This is a genomic window from Enterococcus sp. AZ071 (assembly GCF_050499065.1).
GTDB classification, from domain to species: Bacteria; Bacillota; Bacilli; order Lactobacillales; family Enterococcaceae; genus Enterococcus_A; species Enterococcus_A ferrettii.
Window position 1 is genome coordinate 432,843 of the sequence record NZ_JBIPAS010000001.1, and the last position, 15,557, is coordinate 448,399.

A 15,557-nucleotide genomic window follows, 5' to 3' on the forward strand; every position below is an offset into this window, starting at 1 on the left:
CCTATTCTTTTTATTCATAACGCAAAGCATTGATTGGATCTAAGCGTGCTGCTCTATTTGCTGGGAAAGTCCCAGCCAGAAAGGCAATCAGCATAATCACTAAAATAATAATTACCATACTTGGTACGGAAAATTGAATCAAAGTAAAGCCAGTTAAGCCATCTAGAAAAGTACTGACAGCCAACTCATTTAGGAAATGTCCTGCGGTTACAGCGCCACCGATGCCTAATAGGCCACCCCAAAAACCAATTAGCAAAGCTTCAATACTAAAGGTTAAAAATACTTTGAAGCCGCTCATTCCCATGGCTTTCATCAAGCCGATTTCTCGGGTTCGATCTTGGACAGACATATACAAGGTGTTAATAATTCCAAAGCTTGCTGCCAGCAAGGCGATTGCACCGAACATAGTGAGAACACCAGTAATAGCATTAACAACTTGACGGATCATTCCAATCTCATCTTCAACAGTCATTGATCCATACCCTTTATCCTCTAGCTGATCTTTTAGAGCTGTTATTTGTTTTTCAGACAGGTTTTTCTTCATGGTTGCAAAAGACATGGTGTAGTTATTTTTCATTGAATCTGGTAAACCGTCTTCGTTAGTCGCAACAATCTTGTCAGATAAAGCTTTACTAGTGATGGATTGTCCTTGTTGGACCAAGCTAACGTTTCGTACACCGACAATCGTTGCTTCAATCAATTGCTGTTTTCCAGTTGCTTGACTGCTAACAGCAAGTGTCACTTTTTTGTTCAAAGCATCCTTAGCTGAAGAAAAGCCTAAAGCTTTAACAAATTCAGGGGCCAAATTAATTTCATAATCGTTGGCATTCCCACTGACCTGTCGACCAGCCTCTAAATCAATATGAATGTCTGATTGGCTGGCAGCTGAAAAAATCAATTTATTACCGTTGGGGCCTTCCACGTAATCAGTTGCTAGAAAATGAAAGGGTTCGACTTTACTAATGTTCGACATGCCACGAATTATTTCCATATCTTTATCGGTCATATAATCGCCATCACTATTGCTAGTTCCCTCTGGATCGTATTCCTGTGGTTCATTATTGGACATTCCCATCGATTGAGGACTAGGTGATATCATCAGCTGATCTTCACCACCAACACCATCAATTTGTTTATCAATGTAGTCATTAACTCCGGCATTTACACCACTAGTGAGGGAAATGGTAAAGGCACCAATGAAAATGGCGACGATTGTAAGAATCGTTCGCCCTTTATTGCGCCATAAGTTTGAGCTTGCTGATTGGATAATATCAAATAATTTCATGTTAAGAGGCCTCCCCGACGATTAGGCCATCTTTAATATGAATTTGGCGATCGCACCTTGTTGCTAGTTCCGAATCATGGGTGACAATAATCAAGGTGATATTTTTGTCTCGGTTTAAATTGAATAGTAATTCCTCAATCTTTTCCCCTGTCGTCGAATCTAAATTCCCAGTAGGTTCATCTGCAAAGATGATTTCAGGCTGGTTAACCAAAGCACGAGCAATACAAACGCGCTGCTTTTGTCCACCAGACAGATCATTCGCCTTATTATTACATTTATCCGCCAAATCAACAGCTTTCAAAGCATCCATTGCCATTTGCTTTCGTTGCCGAGTATTTATACCAGCAATTTTTAAAGGGAGCAATACATTCGCTAGCACTGTGTCCTTGGGATTCATAAAGAATTGCTGAAAGACAAATCCATAGGTTTGATTCCGCATTGTATTAAGAGCAGACTTTTTCATTTTGTTAGGATCTTGATTAACTAAGAAAATATCTCCCGAAGTTGGATGATCCAATAATGCTAAAATATGCATTAAGGTAGATTTTCCAGACCCACTTTTTCCGACAATCGCGACCGACTCACCTTTCTCTACACTAAAACTAACCCCTTTTAAAGCATGGAACGCTGATTCTCCCGAACCATATGTTTTTTTTACATTTACTGCTTCAATAACCTTCAATCCATTTCCTCCTTTTATCTCATAACAATAGTTATAAAAAGATTTTCCCATAGTGAAGAGGAAATAGAATGGGACAAAAGTTGTATCTTTTTCTCGGTCTTAAAAAGGAAGACGCCAGCTGGTTAATCAGCTGGCGGCCTCTGTTTATTCAAAAGATTGAACAAAGTAATCAAACAAACCTTGCTCTTTTGGATCAGTGGTATGTGTTAGTTCCGGATGCCATTGAACACCTAAAATTTTAGTGTTTGCTTCGCGACTTTCCACTGCTTCAATAATTTGATCCTCCGACCAAGCAATTGGAACTAGGCTTTCAGCTAAACGATCAATTGCTTGATGATGGTAGGAATTTACTTGAGCCTTTTCACCAAAGAGCGTTGCCAGAAAAGAATCTCCTTTGACTGTGATGGAGTGTAAAGCAAAGGCAGGAGGAGTTGGATACATATCATGCTTCACCTGCCAGTCAGTGTATTCTGAAAGATCCTGATACAACGTACCACCTAAAGCAACGTTCACTAATTGAAAACCGCGACAAATTGCAAAAATAGGTTTGCCTTGTTTAATGGCTTCTTTAATTAAGGCGGTTTCAAAGCTATCCCGTTCAATACTGGTGACACCTAACTTTGGACGAGGTTCTTGCTCATATAAACAAGGACTTACATCCTGTCCGCCTGGAAGTAACAGCTTATCAATTTTTTCAACATAGTCAGCGGCGAATTCTGGACTTCCAATTGGCAATAGAAGAGGTAAACCGCCTGCCTGATGAATCCCGTCAACAAAGCCCTGTGGACTATATGTAAATGGTTGATTAAAAAAATCTTGATTACTTAAATAATGTTTATTGGCAGCAATACCAACGATCGGTTTGATCATATATGCAACTCCTTTTTTGTAATAATTAATTCTTAACATAACCCTAAGTGGAAAGCAAGAAATCGACTTTCTTTTTGGAACTGACTTTTACTCAATCTGAATTTCTGGTATACTTAAAATTGTATATTTTTTTAAAATGGTTGGGCGCAAGCTTCAAGGATCTGTTCTTCAAGGGGTGAGAAGAACGCTTTGGATGTTTGCGCCCATTTTTTGTTTTGAATTAAAGGAGGAGCTTGAATGTTAGAGGCTTTGCAGCGAATTAAAGAAGCTGAAACGAAGAACGAACAATTGAAGCAAGACTTGCAAGAAAGGCTGCAGCGTAAAGAAAGCGAAAAAGGCCAGATTGTTCAAGAAAAGAAAAAAGAGCTTCAAAGTGAATCTGCCAAAATCATTACTGAACGTGAAGACTTTTTACGTGTACAGTTGGAGCAAGAGAATGCAGCCTTGAAAAAGGATGCTGCAGCAGCAAAAGAGCAAATGCAGGCAAACTATGAGCGCTTGAAAAAAAACGCCATGCAAAAAATTATCGAGAGGGTGATTGCACAGTATGGCAGTCAGTAAAATGAAAAAACTGACCTTGATTGCCGAGGCCAGTCGAAGCGATGAAATTTTGAAGGCTGTTCAAGGATTTCAAGAAGTAGAAGTCCGTGATGTTTTTCAAGCAACGGAAAATAATCAATGGGTTGAAGCTTTTTTCGGCGATTACCAACCCGAGAGTCATCAAGATAAGGTTCAAGCAATTAATTTTAGGATTGAAGAACTGACCAACGCCATCCGTTTTATTGATCATCATGGCAGCAGTAAGGATAAAGGATTCCATTTAAAACGAAAAATTTTGACTTTACAGCAATTGGAAGAGAAGTTCGATGAAGCAGAGTTGGATAGAGAGCTACGTGAGATCCGAATTTTAGAGGATCGTTTTAACCGGAACTTAGAAAAAATTCGTGAGCTGACGGATGAGGAAAGTAAACTCTCTCGTTGGCAGTATTTAGATGTCATTCCAAGTGACTACAAATCCAGCTTGACGAATGTTTTGCTGGGAGCGATTGATGAAGTTGTTTGGGAGGATTTCAAAGCATCGATGCAGCAGCAGGAGGCAATTTATTTAGAAGAGCTGTATCGTGGAGAATCGGAAATTTGTTTCAGCTTGATCTACTTGAATGCGGACCACTCGCTTATCAGTGAACGAATCCATAGTTATGGGATTGTTCGTTATCAATATCCTTATAAGGAATTACCTAAGGTCCGCCTGCAAGCTATTTCTAAAGAATTGCACAACCTATATGACGATCAAAAGAAAATGGCTAAGCGAATTGGTCAAAAACGAGTAAATATTGAGCAGCTGGAATGGGCAGAGGAAACGTTGTTGGCTCGAAAAAATCGGCTAATGGTACAGGATTCTTACATTCAAACTCATCAGTTGTTTGTTTTACAAGGCTGGGTGTCTGAGGATTCTAGTAAGAATTTTCAGCAGTTTATTGCTGAATTAGTTGGACAGGAAAATATTTATTTGGAGCTGGAAGAACCAACAGTAGACGAAATTGCGACGGAAATTCCCATTAAGTTAAAAAATAATAAACTGGTTCAGCCTTTTGAAATGTTAACAGAAATGTATAGTTTGCCGACGTATCACGAGATAGATCCGACCCCATGGTTTGTTCCTTTTTACTTCGTTTTCTTTGGCATGATGGTAGCAGATGCTGGATATGGCGCTTTGATGTTTTTGGTTACGACGATTGTGCTAAAAACAAAAATATTGCCCCGTGGAATGACCCGCTTTATGCAGTTCTTCCAAATCTTATCGATTCCGACGATTCTCTGGGGTTTAGTTTATAATTCATATTTCGGCTTTGCATTGCCTTATAAGCCGATTTTGTCCACTGGCGAGGATGTTATCACAATTTTGATTTTATCAATTGTCTTCGGAGTGATTCAAATCTTTGTTGGCTTAGGATTAGCTGCTGCTGAGAATATTAAAGCCAAGGATTACCTCAGCGCGATTTCAGATGGATTTGCTTGGCAGGGTATTTTTATTGGAATTATCATGGCTGCTGGTGGTCAAATGCTACTAGGAAATCAAGGCTTGATGACTACGGGTGTAGTAATTGCTGTCTTAAGTGCCTTGGCGATTGTTTTTGTTCCTATGATGCGATCTGCTTCGAAAGTAAAAGGTTTAGCTAGAGGTGCTTACAATCTCTATGGTATAACCGGATACATTGGTGATTTAGTTAGTTATACGCGTCTGATGGCTTTAGGGATATCTGGTGGAAGTATCGCAGCAGCTTTTAATATGCTGGTTGGCTTTATGCCACCGATCGCTCGATTCTCAGTTGGTATTCTATTGATGCTTGCACTGCATGGATTGAATATATTCTTATCCTTATTGTCTGCTTACGTGCATGGAGCCCGTTTGCAATATGTCGAATTTTTTGGCAAGTTTTATCAAGGGGGCGGACGCCCGTTTGCACCTTTGAAAACAGAAGAGAAGTATGTAAACATTGAACAAAAAGAAAAATAATTGGAGGATTTTTTACGATGATCGATTACTTAATCAACAATAATGGCGGTATTATTTTTGCAATTCTAGGAATGGCAACAGCAACAATCTTTTCAGGAATCGGTTCTTCAAAGGGTGTTGGGATGACGGGGGAAGCGGCTGCAGCTTTAACCACCAGTCAACCTGATAAATTTGGTCAAGCCTTGATTTTGCAATTGCTGCCTGGTACCCAAGGGCTGTACGGCTTCGTTATTGCTTTCTTGATCTTTACTAATATGTCGTCAGGTGATCTATCAATGATTGACGGCTTAGGCTACTTAGGCGCTTCATTACCAATTGCTTTCACGGGTTTATTTTCAGGAATTGCCCAAGGAAAAGTTGCTGCTGCTGGTATTCAGATCTTAGCAAAAAAACCTGAGCATGCAACAAAAGGGATCATTTTTGCTGCGATGGTTGAAACCTATGCCATCTTAGGCTTCGTTATTTCATTCTTACTTGTTGGTCAAGTATAAGGAGTCGTTGACTATGGATGCAATTGAAAAAATCATTCAGCAACTGGATGAGCAAGCTGCGGCTGAACGACAAACGCTAAAAGCAAATGAACAGCAACGAATTGAACAAGAGTATCAAGCGAGTTTAACAGAAATAAAAATGGATCATGAGAAACGTCTGGAAAAAAGTTTGAAGACGTTGAATCAAAAATATAAGCAACAGGCGAATCGTCAACAAGTCGAAACAAAACAGGCTATCTTGAATCAGAAGCAAACCTTTTTGGAGCTTCTATTTGAAGATGCAATTGAAGCAATGGAGCAATGGGACGTAGAAAAACAGCAGACATTTGGGCAGCAAGCACTAGTTAACTTAACCGGACTTGACGGAAAGGTACTATTTATCTGCGGCGAGAAATCGCAGGCTGCTTTTTCTAAGGAATGGATTGCTGAACAGAATAAAGTCTTGCCCTTTCAGCTGGTTGTAAGTGATGATTTACTGAAAAATCAAGCTGGATTTGTCATTAATGATCATGGCGTGCAATATAACTTCTTGTTCCGCACTCTAGTGCAGGATATTCAGTCTGAGATGAGTTATGAACTGGCACAGGAATTTTTCGCATAGGGGGATTTAGATGAAACCATATAGTTATCATGAGTTAAATCCGCTGATTCGTTTAAAAGAGATGGAATTGATTCCTACTGAGTTAATGGAACGTATGATTCAAGCTAAAAATATTCAAGAAGTAGGCGAATTGTTGAAAACAACAGTTTATGCTGAATACATCAATGATAATTTCGAAGATAACTTTGAGGCAGGTTTGGCTAATGAGCAACATAAACTGATTGAAGAATTAGTAGTTATTGCACCTGAACCAAAAATTGTTTGGGCGTATACGATGCGTTTTACCTTCCATAATCTGAAGGCGATGACTAAAGCCGAGCTATTAGATGAAAATTTTGATGATATATATATTTATGATGGCTTTTATTCATTAGATCAGATCAAAAGTGCTGTAAAGACTGGTACAGCCAGTGAAATGCCGGCAGCTATTTTAGCAAGTGTGCAAGAAGTTAAAGAGCATTTTACTGAATCTAACAGCCTGCAGGGGATTGATATTATTTTTGATCGGGATTATCTACGGTGCATGCGTTCGCTAGGAGAAGAATTGAATTCGACGGATTTGTTGAATGAAATCATCAGCTTTATTGATTTTACTAATATTGTTATGATGGGTCGTGGAATTAAGCAAAAGCGCAGTAAAGGCTTTATGTCTACGGTTCTTTCAAGCCAAGGAAGCATTCCTAAAGAGGATTTGCTGGATGTAATCGAAGAATCTATGGGGCGTTTTACAGAGTTTCTACTTACGACAGACTATACGGAAGTTATTGCGCCTTTGGTTCAAGATGGAACAATTGACTTGGCTCAATTAGAGAAAATTCGCGATAATTATTTAACCCGACGCTTCGATCTGGCACAGGTGCAGGCCTTTGGTCCATTACCGCTATTAGCTTTGTTGAATGCTAAAGAAGTTGAGATCAAAAATTTACGTTTGGTTATAGTAGGAAAGCGCGTTGGGATTTCTGAAGAACACCTAAGAGAGAGGATGAGAGAGACTTATGACGCATAAAATTGGTGCGATCGGAGATAAGGATTCTGTCCTTCCTTTTAAACTCTTTAATTTCGATGTTCGAGTAACGAAGCAGGCGAACGAAATTCGTCGAATCATTGAAGAAATGGCTCGTGAAAAGTACGGCGTTATCTACATTACCGAGCAATACGCACAGCTTGTTCCAGATACAATTAAGCGATACGAAGAAGCGCTCATTCCGGCAATTGTCCTTATTCCTAATCATCAAGGGACGTTGGGTATTGGCAAGCAAATGATTCAAGATCAGGTAGAACGAGCAGTTGGACAGAATATTTTATAAAGGAGCAATCAATTTGCAAGAAGGAAAAATTATCAAAGTTTCCGGACCCCTAGTTATGGCCGAAAACATGGCTGAAGCTGCCATTCAAGATATTTGTTATGTCGGTGATTTGGGGGTTATCGGTGAAATTATTGAGATGCGCGGTGATGTTGCTTCGATTCAGGTATACGAAGAAACAGCCGGGATTGGACCTGGTGAACCAGTAAAAACGACTGGAGAAGCTTTATCCGTTGAGTTAGCACCAGGGATTGTTTCGCAAATGTTTGATGGTATTCAACGACCATTGGATACTTTCAAAGAGATAACTAACAGCAATTTTTTAGCTCGTGGCGTACAGCTTCCACCATTGAATCATGAAAAAAAATGGTGGTTTGAGGCAGTCGTTGAGGTCGGTAAAGAAGTTGCAGCTGGTGACATTATTGGGACTGTTCAAGAAACTAAATTGATCAATCATAAAATTATGGTCCCTGTTGGTGTCAGCGGAAAAGTTAAAAAAGTCGCTTCAGGTGAATTTACAATTGATGAAACGCTTTATGTTTTAGAAACAGGTGAAGGTGACAAAGAGTTTACTATGCTGCAAAAATGGCCAGTTCGTCGTGGTCGTCCAGTAAAAGAAAAATTAAATCCAGAAGCCCCGATGATTACTGGTCAACGGGTTATTGATACCTTTTTCCCAGTAGTAAAAGGGGGAGCAGCAGCTGTGCCGGGACCTTTTGGAGCTGGCAAGACAGTTGTGCAGCATCAAATCGCTAAATGGGCCGACGTTGATCTTGTTGTGTATGTAGGATGTGGTGAACGCGGCAACGAAATGACAGATGTTTTGAATGAATTCCCAGAACTGATTGACCCCAAAACGGGAGAATCCTTGATGGAACGGACTATTCTGATTGCAAACACTTCTAATATGCCAGTAGCAGCTCGTGAGGCTTCTATTTATACAGGGATTACGATTGCGGAGTACTTCCGTGATATGGGCTACAACATTGCGATTATGGCTGATTCTACTTCACGTTGGGCAGAAGCTTTACGGGAAATGAGCGGACGTTTGGAGGAAATGCCAGGGGATGAAGGTTATCCAGCCTATTTAGGTAGTCGATTAGCTGAGTATTATGAACGAGCAGGCCGGGTGCTAACTTTAGGTGCAGGAAGTCGTGAAGGATCAATTACAGCTATTAGTGCGGTATCACCATCCGGTGGGGATACTTCTGAACCAGTAACGCAAAATACTTTACGTGTGGTTAAAGTGTACTGGGGTCTTAGTGCCACCTTGGCGCAGCAACGCCATTTTCCATCAGTCGATTGGATTGCCAGCTATTCATTGTATTCTTCTGAGGTAGGAAAATATTTGGATAATGCAATGCAAGGTGACTGGTCAGCAATGGTATCTGATGGCATGCGCATTTTACAAGAAGAATCACAGTTAAGCGAGATTGTACGTTTAGTCGGGATTGATTCCTTATCGGAAAAAGATCGTTTAACTCTTGAGGTTGCCAAACAAATTCGTGAAGACTATTTGCAGCAAAATGCTTTTGATGATGTGGATACCTTCACTTCAAGAGAAAAGCAATTCAAAATGCTGAATAATATCTTGACCTTCAATAAAGAAGGACAGCGAGCTTTGGAGCTTGGAGCTTACCTGAAAGAAATTATTGACGGAACAGTTACTCTACGAGATAGAATTGCGCGAAGCAAGTACATTGCAGAAGCTGAATTAGAGATTTTGGATCAAATTAATCAAGATATTACAGTTGAAATTCAATCAATCATTGCTGAAGGAGGAATGACCAATGATTAAGGAGTATCGTACGATCAGTGAAGTGGTCGGTCCTTTGATGGCAGTGGATAAAGTACAAGGTATTAAGTACGAAGAACTATTGGAAGTTCGCATGAGCAACGGTGAAATTCGTCGTGGTCAAGTTTTGGAAGTTAACGAAGATAAAGCATTGGTACAAATCTTTGAAGGTACTAGCGGAATCAATTTAAGAGATTCTACAGCACGTTTTTTGGGGCATCCATTAGAGCTTGGTGTTTCTGAAGATATGATTGGTCGAGTGTTTGATGGTTTAGGACGTCCTAAAGACAATGGACCAGAAATTTTGGCTGAGAAAAAGGTTGATATTAACGGTGAAGTAATCAACCCAGTTTCTAGAGACTATCCAGATGAGTTTATTCAAACTGGAATTTCAGCAATTGATCATTTGAATACTTTAGTCCGGGGACAAAAATTACCAGTGTTCTCTGGCTCTGGTTTGCCTCATAAAGAATTGGCAGCCCAAATTGCTCGTCAAGCTAACGTACTAAACTCCGACGATGACTTTGCAGTTGTCTTTGCAGGAATCGGTATTACTTTTGAAGAAGCTGAGTTTTTTATGGAAGATTTCCGACAAACTGGAGCGATTGATCGCTCAGTTGTTTTCATGAATTTGGCTAATGATCCTGCAATTGAACGAATTGCAACTCCGCGAATGGCTTTAACGGCTGCAGAATATTTGGCTTATGAAAAAGGCATGCATGTGTTAGTTATTATGACTGATATGACTAACTATTGTGAAGCCTTACGTGAAATTTCTGCTGCTCGTCGCGAAGTTCCAGGTCGTCGTGGTTATCCAGGATACTTGTATACAAATCTGGCTACTTTGTATGAACGTGCGGGAAGAATTCGCGGATTAAAAGGCTCTGTTACTCAAATTCCGATTCTTACCATGCCGGAAGGAGATATCACTCATCCAATTCCCGATTTGACAGGATACATCACTGAAGGACAAATTATTTTGTCTCGCAGCTTAGATAAAAGTGGGATTCAACCACCAATTGATGTATTGCCTTCGTTATCCCGTCTTAAGGATAAAGGTACGGGTGAAGGAAAAACTCGTAATGACCATGCACCAACAATGAACCAACTGTTCTCTGCGTATGCGCAAGGAAAACAGGCAAAAGAACTGGCGGTCGTTTTAGGGGATTCTGCTTTGTCTGATGTGGATAAAATATATGCCAAGTTTGCAGATCGTTTTGAAAATGAATATGTTAATCAAGGCTTTTATACCAACCGGACTATTTTCGAAACCTTGGACTTAGGCTGGGAACTATTGTCGATGCTTCCACGAACGGAATTGAAGCGAATCAAAGACGATATGCTGGATGAACATTTATCAAAAGGAGTCTGATCTGATTCATGGCAAAATTAAATGTTAATCCAACTCGAATGGAGCTTACTCGTTTAAAAAAACAGTTGACAACAGCTGCTAGGGGACACAAACTCTTAAAAGACAAACAAGATGAATTGATGCGCCGATTTATTTTACTGATTAAGAAGAATGATATTCTTCGCTCGGAGGTTGAAGAGGAGCTGCAATCAGCAATGGGTGCCTTTGTTCTAGCAGATGCCATGCTTAACGATAAATATATTGACGAACTATTAGCTGTACCAAAGGAAAAAGTTGATTTGGATGTGATTGAAAAAGACGTCATGAGCGTAAAGGTGCCAGTGATGAATTTCCAACATGACACTAATTTATCTGAAGATCCTTTGGAGTATGGATTTTTGAATTCAAATGAAGAATTGGATCAGTCAATTGATCGTTTTACAGGCATTTTGCCGAAGCTTTTGGAGTTGACCGAGATTGAAAAAACTTGTCAGTTAATGGCAAAGGAGATCGAGAAGACGCGTCGACGAGTGAATGCTTTAGAGTATATGACTATTCCTCAATTGGAAGAGACCATCTACTTTATTAAGATGAAATTAGAAGAAAACGAACGTGCGGAAGTGACTCGCATGATTAAGGTAAAAAATATGGGTGCCACCTAGTGGTGCCCTTTTTTAGGAAGAAATCATGGAAATAAAAAATAAATTGACAAAATTTAGACTGCATCCATTACAATTTTTGGCAGTAGGGTTTATGCTGATAATTTTAGCAGGGGCTTTATTATTATCATTACCCATTAGCAGTAATTCTGGTGAAGCAACCAACTTTATTGATGCGCTATTTACAGCAACTTCAGCAACTTGTGTGACTGGACTCACTACGTTAACTACGATCGACCATTGGAATTTCTTTGGTCAAGTGGTCATTTTAACGATGATTGAATTGGGTGGTCTTGGTTTTATGATGATGCCAATTCTGTTCTTTACGGTTTTTCGTAGGAAAGTTGGTTTAAAGACTCGAATTGTGCTTCAAGAAGCATTGAATCTGGAAGCAATGTCTGGGGTTATGAATCTGATGGTGCACATTTTGCGGCTGGCTGCCATCATTCAGTTTGTGGGTGCAGTATTATTAGCCATCAATTTTATTCCAGAATATGGCTGGCTTTCGGGAATTTGGTATGCAGTGTTTCATTCTGTATCGGCTTTTTGTAATGCAGGATTCGATCTATTTGGAGACAGCTTAGTTAGTTTTCAATCAAATTCATATGTATTATTGGTTATTTCTAGTTTAATTATTGCTGGAGGATTAGGCTTTTATGTTTGGAAAGATGTAATTAGCTTTCCAAAGCGAAGAAAGTTAAGCTTACACAGCAAAATTGCACTGGGTATGACCTTTATTTTATTAGTCGGTGGTACATTGCTGTTTTATCTTACTGAACATAATGCGTCTTCTGTGGCAGCGGGAAGTAACGGGATGGAGCGCTTTGCCAATACAATTTTTATGGCGGTGACACCTCGTACTGCAGGCTATTTCTCAATTAATTATTTGGGAATGAGCCAGGCCGGACTTTTACTAACGATCATTTTAATGTTTATTGGCGGGACCTCAGGTTCAACCGCAGGTGGATTGAAAACAACCACTTTAGCAGTATTGATTATTCAAACAATATCTATGCTCAAGGGACGACAGCATGCAGAATTGGGTGGCAGAACAATTCGTTCCGCAACTGTTTTCCGAGCAATGTCCCTGTTTTTCATCACCCTGTCTTTATGTGTTGCTTCGACAATGATTTTATCAATTACTGAAGGGATTCCAGAAACCTCAGGGATTGAGTACATTGCGTTTGAAGTAATTTCAGCTTTTGCAACAGTTGGTCTGACAATGGGCTTAACACCTGATTTAACATTGTTCGGCAAACTGCTGATCATTTTTCTGATGTATGTTGGGCGTGTCGGGATTCTGACTGTTGGCTTCTCTATTTCTATGCGGCTGGCTCAAGATAAGACACATGGCACTTACAAATACCCGGAAGAGACGGTTATTGTGGGATAAGAAAAAGGAAGTGAACCATTCTGGAGTCACTTCCTTTTTTGTTACCCTCGAATTACTTCAATTTTATAACCGTCGGGATCAGTAATAAAATAATATGAGGGTTCTGTGCCAGGCAACCCCTTCATATCAGTTACATTAAAACCTGCTAGTTGATGTTTTTCATGCAAGCTTTGAATGTCATCGGAGCTAATCGCAATATGCCCATAACCATTTCCAAGATCGTAAGACTCATGGTTGTAGTTGTAAGTTAACTCCAACTCATAATCATCTCCTGGTAGGGTTAGGTAGAGTAAAGTGAATTCAGCTTCAGGGAAATCACGACGACGACTTTCCTCAAAACCAAACGCTTCTTGGTAAAATTTAACAGACGCGTCTAGATCTTTCACGCGAACGCAAGTGTGAGCCATTTTCATAAAAAAATCCAACCTTTCCTAATAAGTTAAATTTATCATAACATAAATTGGCAAAGATGCCTTGTTTTTGCTTAAGTGTTGTTTATGAGATTTTTTTAATGTAAACTAATTTTAAATCAATCTAAGGAGCGAAAACAATGACCCCAATTTTCGGTGTAAAGGAAGCTGAAAAGGAGTATCAGGCTCGTTATGCAGCCTACGCTATTATCTATAATCAGAAGAATGAAATTGCCCTCGTCCAGGCTCCTAATGGTGCTTATTTTTTACCTGGTGGAGAGATAGAAGGTGATGAAACCAAGGAAGAAGCCATTGACCGGGAGATGTTAGAGGAGCTGGGTTTCCAGGTTGTCTTGTCAGATTATTTAGGCGAAGCTTGTGAATTCTTTTATTCTAGACATCGAGATACTTACTTTTATAATCCAGGCTATTTTTTTGTCGCTAGTGAATGGAAAAAGGTGGGAGAACCATTAGAAAAAGAAAGTCGCAGTATCTGGACTACTCCTGAAAAAGGGCTTGATCTTCTAAAGCGGGGTAGTCATCAGTGGGCTGTAAAAAAATGGCTAACAAAATAAAAAAAGTTGTTAAGTGAGCTTTATCATCACTTAACAACTTTTTTTTGTGGCAAATAGCTTTAGAATCTCAAGAATTTTCTAGATCATATTAAACTCTAAAAATAGTGAGACTTAAAAAAAGTATTACTTGCTATTCTAATAATATATCAAAGAAATATGCATAAAGGAGGATAATATGTGAAAAGAATGTTAGCAAGTATATGCGTTAGTATCTTGCTAATTGGAAACTTTGGTGTAAGTCTTGGATATGCTGAAATACAATCCATTAGCAAGACAACAGGTTATTTGGAATTAGTAGAGAATACAAACCCTATCGAACCTAAAGATCCAGATAATCCGACCAACCCACTCTATCCATCAAGTGAATTTGAGAAAGATCACATGGTGACTGGAAACATAGGACCGTTGTCGCTCGATGTTGCACCAGAGACCTTTGACTTTGGGCAACAGGAAATGTATCAAACGGCTCACATTTACCAGGGGGTGGGTGCAGAAAATTCGGACCAATATATCCAAGTAACCGATAATCGAGATGCGCATGTAGTTGGTTGGGTAGTCAGTGTCAGGCAAATAGGCTATTTGACTAGTGAGAATAATGTTTTGGAAGGGTCACTGATACATATTCCGACTGGTGAAGCACGAAACACTCTGAACCATGATACAACAAAGATTGATCCAACATTGACAGGTAAAGCTGTGGAAATTGGTTTAGAAGAAGAAAAGATATTTTATCCAAATAGTCCAGTTGCTGGAAAAGGAACATCTATCTTAAAATGGCGGTCCAATGACGTCGCCTTAACAATTCCAGCCAAGCAGGCCAAACAAGGAAATTATAAAAATACGATACTTTGGACATTAACTGCTGATGCAGTTTATTAATTGGAGGAGAATAAACATGAAGAAAACAAAATTATTGATCAGTACAGTGTTACTAGGGAGCATAGTAGCTGCAGGCAGCGTAACCTCTTTTGCTGAAGAAGTAATCAATACAGAAAACGGAACGGCTTCAATTGAATTTACGGAAAACAATGAGAAGCCAGAAATTGTTGATCCGCTAGATCCAGAAAAACCACTTGATCCTCAAGTTCCCGTAGATGAACCAGATAACGAAGATACAGAAAATTTAGGACCACTCTCATTGGATGTATATCCAGCACGTTTTGATTTCGGTACCCATAAGGTAGACATGATGGGTGGAGAATATGACTCAACACTAACCGGTATACACTATTTACAAATCACTGATAACCGTAGTGATATCCATGGATGGAATGTAAGTGTAAGTCGTACCGAGTTTGAAGATACTTCAGCAGCAGCAGAAAGAAAACTTGCTGCAACTTTGACATTACCAATTGGTACTGCACGTAATAGCATGCTCGGAGCAGACGCTACAGATACGTTAACACATAGTGATACAGAATTTGAAATCCCAGTTGCAGCTGAGGATGGCAGTGGAGCAGTATCCATCTTTAGTGCGGAAGAAAATAATGGTAAGGCCACATCTACTTATGTTTGGGATGCTAGTCAAGAAAAACTGACGATTGGTAAAGGAGCCGCCAAAACTGGTAACTTCACATCAACTGTAAATTGGACACTTTCTGCAATGCCAGAACAATAATAAAA

17 protein-coding genes and 1 other annotated feature are annotated in these 15,557 nt (G+C 39.6%); of the genes, 13 read left to right on the forward strand and 4 right to left on the reverse strand.

Annotated features, from left to right (window positions below; all coding sequences use genetic code 11):
- Window positions 1-10 precede the first annotated feature (10 nt).
- The 3 genes from IGI49_RS02070 to IGI49_RS02080 all read right to left on the reverse strand — a co-directional run bounded on the left by IGI49_RS02070 (window position 11) and on the right by IGI49_RS02080 (window position 2,837).
- On the reverse strand, window positions 11-1,285 hold the full coding sequence (locus IGI49_RS02070; RefSeq protein WP_429963159.1) for an ABC transporter permease: 1,275 nt from the start codon (window positions 1,283-1,285) through the stop codon (window positions 11-13).
- 1 nt (window position 1,286) lies between these two features.
- On the reverse strand, window positions 1,287-1,967 hold the full coding sequence (locus IGI49_RS02075; protein ID WP_429963160.1) for an ABC transporter ATP-binding protein: 681 nt from the start codon (window positions 1,965-1,967) through the stop codon (window positions 1,287-1,289).
- Between the two features lie 144 nt (window positions 1,968-2,111).
- Entirely contained in the window at window positions 2,112-2,837 is a 726-nt protein-coding gene (locus IGI49_RS02080) for a gamma-glutamyl-gamma-aminobutyrate hydrolase family protein (protein ID WP_429963161.1), read from the reverse strand.
- 138 nt (window positions 2,838-2,975) lie between these two features.
- Window positions 2,976-3,022: a sequence feature (sodium ion sensor (DUF1646 type); this cis-regulatory element may regulate processes involved in with the transportation of sodium ions), on the forward strand.
- Window positions 3,023-3,074: 52 nt separating this feature from the next.
- On the opposite strand from IGI49_RS02080, the gene IGI49_RS02085 reads away from it, so the two are divergent.
- The 10 genes from IGI49_RS02085 to IGI49_RS02130 are packed head-to-tail and all read left to right on the forward strand — an operon-like array spanning window position 3,075 to window position 12,949.
- A complete protein-coding gene (locus IGI49_RS02085) occupies window positions 3,075-3,398 on the forward strand; it encodes a hypothetical protein (RefSeq protein WP_429963162.1) in 324 nt (107 codons plus the stop codon).
- The gene (locus IGI49_RS02090) at window positions 3,385-5,355 is read left to right on the forward strand and encodes a V-type ATP synthase subunit I (protein ID WP_429963163.1); all 1,971 of its coding nucleotides are present in this window, start codon (window positions 3,385-3,387) and stop codon (window positions 5,353-5,355) included. Before IGI49_RS02085 ends, IGI49_RS02090 begins: the two co-directional genes overlap by 14 nt.
- Window positions 5,356-5,372: 17 nt before the next feature.
- Window positions 5,373-5,846: a V-type ATP synthase subunit K gene (locus IGI49_RS02095; protein ID WP_429963164.1), complete on the forward strand. Its 474-nt coding sequence runs from the start codon at window positions 5,373-5,375 to the stop codon at window positions 5,844-5,846.
- A gap of 13 nt (window positions 5,847-5,859) precedes the next feature.
- Window positions 5,860-6,447, forward strand: a complete 588-nt coding sequence (locus IGI49_RS02100) for a hypothetical protein (RefSeq protein WP_429963165.1) — start codon at window positions 5,860-5,862, stop codon at window positions 6,445-6,447.
- Window positions 6,448-6,457: 10 nt separating this feature from the next.
- Window positions 6,458-7,453: a V-type ATPase subunit gene (locus tag IGI49_RS02105; RefSeq protein ID WP_429963166.1), complete on the forward strand. Its 996-nt coding sequence runs from the start codon at window positions 6,458-6,460 to the stop codon at window positions 7,451-7,453.
- Entirely contained in the window at window positions 7,443-7,754 is a 312-nt protein-coding gene (locus IGI49_RS02110; RefSeq protein ID WP_207703432.1) for a V-type ATP synthase subunit F, read from the forward strand. The genes IGI49_RS02105 and IGI49_RS02110 overlap by 11 nt, the downstream gene beginning before the upstream one ends.
- A 13-nt stretch (window positions 7,755-7,767) precedes the next feature.
- The gene (locus IGI49_RS02115) at window positions 7,768-9,549 is read left to right on the forward strand and encodes a V-type ATP synthase subunit A (protein WP_429963167.1); all 1,782 of its coding nucleotides are present in this window, start codon (window positions 7,768-7,770) and stop codon (window positions 9,547-9,549) included.
- Window positions 9,542-10,918, forward strand: coding sequence for a V-type ATP synthase subunit B (locus IGI49_RS02120; RefSeq protein ID WP_010755955.1), 1,377 nt, complete (start codon window positions 9,542-9,544; stop codon window positions 10,916-10,918). Before IGI49_RS02115 ends, IGI49_RS02120 begins: the two co-directional genes overlap by 8 nt.
- Before the next feature lie 8 nt (window positions 10,919-10,926).
- The gene (locus IGI49_RS02125) at window positions 10,927-11,559 is read left to right on the forward strand and encodes a V-type ATP synthase subunit D (RefSeq protein WP_207703434.1); all 633 of its coding nucleotides are present in this window, start codon (window positions 10,927-10,929) and stop codon (window positions 11,557-11,559) included.
- A 25-nt stretch (window positions 11,560-11,584) separates the two neighbouring features.
- Window positions 11,585-12,949 carry a TrkH family potassium uptake protein gene (locus tag IGI49_RS02130; RefSeq protein ID WP_429963168.1) on the forward strand — a complete coding sequence of 455 codons (1,365 nt, stop codon included), beginning with the start codon at window positions 11,585-11,587 and terminating at the stop codon, window positions 12,947-12,949.
- A gap of 41 nt (window positions 12,950-12,990) precedes the next feature.
- On the opposite strand, the gene gloA is transcribed toward IGI49_RS02130, so the two are convergent.
- Window positions 12,991-13,362, reverse strand: coding sequence for a lactoylglutathione lyase (gene gloA, locus IGI49_RS02135; protein ID WP_207703436.1), 372 nt, complete (start codon window positions 13,360-13,362; stop codon window positions 12,991-12,993).
- Between the two features lie 137 nt (window positions 13,363-13,499).
- Here gloA and IGI49_RS02140 point away from each other — a divergent pair, with 137 nt between their 5' ends.
- From IGI49_RS02140 to IGI49_RS02150, 3 genes are all read left to right on the forward strand, one after another.
- Entirely contained in the window at window positions 13,500-13,934 is a 435-nt protein-coding gene (locus IGI49_RS02140) for an NUDIX hydrolase (RefSeq protein ID WP_429963169.1), read from the forward strand.
- Between the two features lie 186 nt (window positions 13,935-14,120).
- On the forward strand, window positions 14,121-14,813 hold the full coding sequence (locus tag IGI49_RS02145) for a WxL domain-containing protein (RefSeq protein ID WP_429964953.1): 693 nt from the start codon (window positions 14,121-14,123) through the stop codon (window positions 14,811-14,813).
- A gap of 16 nt (window positions 14,814-14,829) precedes the next feature.
- Window positions 14,830-15,552: a WxL domain-containing protein gene (locus IGI49_RS02150; RefSeq protein WP_429963170.1), complete on the forward strand. Its 723-nt coding sequence runs from the start codon at window positions 14,830-14,832 to the stop codon at window positions 15,550-15,552.
- Window positions 15,553-15,557 lie beyond the last annotated feature (5 nt).

Coding starts and splice junctions, on each gene's coding strand:
- IGI49_RS02080 (WP_429963161.1), bottom strand. CDS start 2,837: ATGATCAAACCGATCGTTGGTATTGCTGCCAATAAACATTATTTAAGT.
- IGI49_RS02105 (WP_429963166.1), top strand. CDS start 6,458: ATGAAACCATATAGTTATCATGAGTTAAATCCGCTGATTCGTTTAAAA.
- IGI49_RS02125 (WP_207703434.1), top strand. CDS start 10,927: ATGGCAAAATTAAATGTTAATCCAACTCGAATGGAGCTTACTCGTTTA.
- IGI49_RS02095 (WP_429963164.1), top strand. CDS start 5,373: ATGATCGATTACTTAATCAACAATAATGGCGGTATTATTTTTGCAATT.
- IGI49_RS02085 (WP_429963162.1), top strand. CDS start 3,075: ATGTTAGAGGCTTTGCAGCGAATTAAAGAAGCTGAAACGAAGAACGAA.
- IGI49_RS02110 (WP_207703432.1), top strand. CDS start 7,443: ATGACGCATAAAATTGGTGCGATCGGAGATAAGGATTCTGTCCTTCCT.
- IGI49_RS02150 (WP_429963170.1), top strand. CDS start 14,830: ATGAAGAAAACAAAATTATTGATCAGTACAGTGTTACTAGGGAGCATA.
- IGI49_RS02070 (WP_429963159.1), bottom strand. CDS start 1,285: ATGAAATTATTTGATATTATCCAATCAGCAAGCTCAAACTTATGGCGC.
- IGI49_RS02100 (WP_429963165.1), top strand. CDS start 5,860: ATGGATGCAATTGAAAAAATCATTCAGCAACTGGATGAGCAAGCTGCG.
- IGI49_RS02145 (WP_429964953.1), top strand. CDS start 14,121: ATGTTAGCAAGTATATGCGTTAGTATCTTGCTAATTGGAAACTTTGGT.
- IGI49_RS02140 (WP_429963169.1), top strand. CDS start 13,500: ATGACCCCAATTTTCGGTGTAAAGGAAGCTGAAAAGGAGTATCAGGCT.
- IGI49_RS02130 (WP_429963168.1), top strand. CDS start 11,585: ATGGAAATAAAAAATAAATTGACAAAATTTAGACTGCATCCATTACAA.
- IGI49_RS02090 (WP_429963163.1), top strand. CDS start 3,385: ATGGCAGTCAGTAAAATGAAAAAACTGACCTTGATTGCCGAGGCCAGT.
- gloA (WP_207703436.1), bottom strand. CDS start 13,362: ATGAAAATGGCTCACACTTGCGTTCGCGTGAAAGATCTAGACGCGTCT.
- IGI49_RS02120 (WP_010755955.1), top strand. CDS start 9,542: ATGATTAAGGAGTATCGTACGATCAGTGAAGTGGTCGGTCCTTTGATG.